Consider the following 3333-nt stretch of genomic DNA (forward strand, 5'->3'; position numbering starts at 1 on the left):
CTGCTGTACTGCCTGGCTGGGCTGGAGAAGGCCACTAGCGGCACTGTGCTTCTGCTGGGCAAGGACATAACCCGTCTGGGGCTGTCGGCCATGACCAAGTTCAGACGCCAGCATCTAGGCTTTGTATTCCAGTCCTACAACCTGATCACCAGCATGACAGTCGAACAGAATCTGGCTCTGCCATTCACCCTTCGCGGATCCCGCTTTCCCAGAAAGACGGCGGATTCACTCTTGAAGTACTTTGGCTTGATCGATCAGAAAAAGCAAAGCGTCACCCTGCTGTCAGGCGGCGAGCAGCAACGTGTTGCCCTGGCCCGCGTCCTGTTATCCGACGCAGACGTGGTATTCGCGGACGAGCCGACTGGCGCCCTGGATCAGGAATCCGGAGAAAAGGTCATATCGGTGCTGAAGGAACTCGCCAACCACGAGAAGAAAACCATCATACTGGTGACGCATAGCAATGAAGTGGCAGGTCAGTGCGATCGGTTGTTTGCCGTGCGCGATGGCCGAATCAGCCAGTCATTCTCTGCGAAAGCGCCCATGGCATGAGAGGCGCTCTGTCCGAACTCAAAGCAGCGCCCATGGTCTGGAGCGCCGTCTTGCTGGCCATGGTCGTATCCCAGACTGTCATCTGCTCCCTCATCGCGATCGCCACGATCATTGATCAGGACTATCAGGGCCCGGAGCAGGTACTTGGATCCACATACACTGGTCCCGCCTTGGCATTCAGCGTGATCATCACCATAGCTGTGCTGCTATGGGTCATGAATTCAGCACTGAATCAACGCCGGCATCAACTGGCGCTCATGGTTTTGCAAGGCGCTCTGCCTTGGCAACTGCTGGCCTGGAATCTGCTGATAGTCATGGGATTATTCATCCTGTCCATTGCAGCCACCTGCCTTTTGCTGCCGGTGATTACGCCCTTGACCTTCGCCATGGTGACAAATCCATTTGATTTGCATTTGACCTATGCCGGCAGCCACCTGTTCGATTCGCTAGGCAAAGGCCTCGCTTTCAGCGCTGCGCCCATCTTCATAAGCACCTTGTTGACTATCCGTTCGCTCTCGAAAATACGACCAATGGAAGCCCTCAGGCAATCCCAGGACCCTCCAAAGCGGATAGGCGTCTTCCGCTTCCTCCTGGGAATCGTATGCTTGATTGGTGCTGGCTGCATGTTGCTGATTCCAGCTTTTGCACTTGCAACTAACCCTCGTGCCAGTCAGATGAGCAGCGATGCCGCTCCAGATCGGATGACGGTATTTCTCGCCTTCGCCATGGGCGGCATGTTCCTCCTGATATTTTCGCTGGCAGCTTTCGCGCCATATCTCCTGCCCGGCTTCACGGCGATATGGACGCGTATTGTAGCGTTGCCATCCAGAACCTGGAGGCTGGCAGGCCAACAGGCTGTCGGCAGCATACAGCGCCAGGGAGCGACGATAATCCCGATGACTGCGGGTCTATCATTGCTGATGACCGTCAGCGGAGGGTTGAGCACAATGATCACCACCTTGCTAGTCGCTTTTCCCCACACACCAGGCAGCGTTCCGGCGACCACAGACATGTTTGCGAGTCTCTTGGCGCTCACTGGACCGCCAATAATCATCGCGATAACAGGTGCAATTGCAGGCACCTTGATCACTTCCAAAGGCAGAGGACTTGATCTGGCGCTGACCTACGTATCAGGTGCTGGAATCGGCCAGCTCAGAGTATTGGGCGCGCTTGACGGCATCATCACTATGATTACCAGCGCACTGTTCTCCCTGGTCATCACATTGCTCTGCACCTCATCCCTGACTTTCATGCTCTCACGCTTCATGGGCAAAGCACAGATGAGCGTGCAATGGGGCGCATGGATCGTAGTGGTGCTCATCGTATCCCTGCTTGGTGCCGCAGCCACAGGAATCCAAGCTCTGACCACCAGGTTCGAGAACTCAGTCAGTGTCATATCTCATGCCATCGGCGAATAATAAAGCCTCGCTGCATGCACGCGAATACATATTTGAGCCACAGCGGGCCTGCCGACCTCTGTCATTCCTCCATGTCTATTGTTAAATAAATTAAGTCGGTATATGCAGCGCTCGGCTTGATGAATTTAATTGGTAGATACAACTGTGAGCACTTGATGGCTTTCCACCAATACAGGTAAACACAGGAGTATGCGACGATTTCCTACACGCGAGCATTTGCAAGGCCCATATAGGGTACAGTCGATGGCAAACCGAGACCGGTGACAATCAACCAGTCAAATCTTGTCAACAACAGACAAATGGAGGACCGTCATGGCGCGACCGACCACCAAGGAAGAACTCATCAAGGCGGCTGATGATGGCTTCGACAAGCTGATGGCGTTGCTTGATCCGATGACACCTGAAGAGCGCAATGGCCGCTTTTCCTTCGACCTGAGTAAGGAGAAGGGGGCCCATTGGGCACGCGACAGGAACATCAAAGATGTGCTCGTCCATCTCTATGAGTGGCATCTGCTGCTGTTGAACTGGGTGGAGGACAACCAACAGGGCAGGACCCACGACTTTCTTCCCGACGGCTACAACTGGCGTAATTACGGCGAGATGAATGTGAAGCTGCGGGACAAGCATGATGACACCACCTACGATCAGGCTCTGAACCTGTTTATCGAATCCCATAAGAAGGTCATGGCCCTGGCGCAATCGTTCACCAATGAGCAGCTGTTCACCAAGGGCGCCCTCCCATGGGCAGGCAACTCTAGCTTGGGCTCCGCCTTCATCTCTTCGACCTCCAGCCATTACGACTGGGCCCTGAAGAAGATACGGAAGTACTTGAAAGGACGCAAATAAGCGCTAGGACACCCGAAAAGAACCAGCTTCACACACAGACAGTAATGGACTGCCCTGCGACTTTGCGACTAAATTCACAGTATGGGCGACCCTAAAAGCGACATCCCAACATATTCGTAATAGCAATGGAGCATAACCGCGATAACCGCTTGCATAACAGTATGCAGGACGATATCTAGGATGTAGACAAAACAGAGAAGGACATCATCAGTGAAACGATCTCGCATTGATCCAGATACTGATGATATAAGGCTGATCAAGATGGTGGCTGACGGAAATGAATCGGCCTTTGAAGCACTTTACCATAAGTATGCCCATACCGTCCAAGCCTTTATTTCCCTGCGAATATCCGACGATGAGGATGCCAGCGAAGTTTTTGCTGACACTTGGCTGGGTTGCTGGCGTTCCTCAAAAACCTTCCGTGCAGACAGCAAGGTGCTTACCTGGATACTCAGCATTGCCCGGCGGCAAATCTATATGAAACGTCGCAAACCGAAACCACCTGACCAAATGGATCAGG

Annotated in this window: 4 protein-coding genes; all 4 read left to right on the top strand. The window is 53.4% G+C overall.

Annotation, left to right across the window (positions count from 1 at the left end; genetic code table 11):
* Window positions 1-549, top strand: a 549-nt coding sequence (locus tag AC0AP0_RS10685) for an ABC transporter ATP-binding protein (protein WP_490430447.1), incomplete at its 5' end; no start/stop codon positions are given.
* Complete coding sequence (locus AC0AP0_RS10690) at window positions 546-1967, top strand: hypothetical protein (protein WP_490430448.1); 1422 nt, start codon at window positions 546-548, stop codon at window positions 1965-1967. The genes AC0AP0_RS10685 and AC0AP0_RS10690, both read left to right, overlap by 4 nt.
* Before the next feature lie 312 nt (window positions 1968-2279).
* Window positions 2280-2813: a ClbS/DfsB family four-helix bundle protein gene (locus tag AC0AP0_RS10695; RefSeq protein ID WP_046322884.1), complete on the top strand. Its 534-nt coding sequence runs from the start codon at window positions 2280-2282 to the stop codon at window positions 2811-2813.
* A gap of 210 nt (window positions 2814-3023) precedes the next feature.
* Window positions 3024-3333, top strand: a 310-nt coding sequence (locus AC0AP0_RS10700; protein WP_490430449.1) for an RNA polymerase sigma factor, incomplete at its 3' end; no start/stop codon positions are given.

This window comes from Bifidobacterium sp. POST2/T3 (B1), assembly GCF_058197115.1.

Bases quoted from the DNA above. Each gene is read 5' to 3' on its own strand.
- AC0AP0_RS10695 (WP_046322884.1), top strand. From the start codon at position 2,280: ATGGCGCGACCGACCACCAAGGAAGAACTCATCAAGGCGGCTGATGAT.
- AC0AP0_RS10690 (WP_490430448.1), top strand. From the start codon at position 546: ATGAGAGGCGCTCTGTCCGAACTCAAAGCAGCGCCCATGGTCTGGAGC.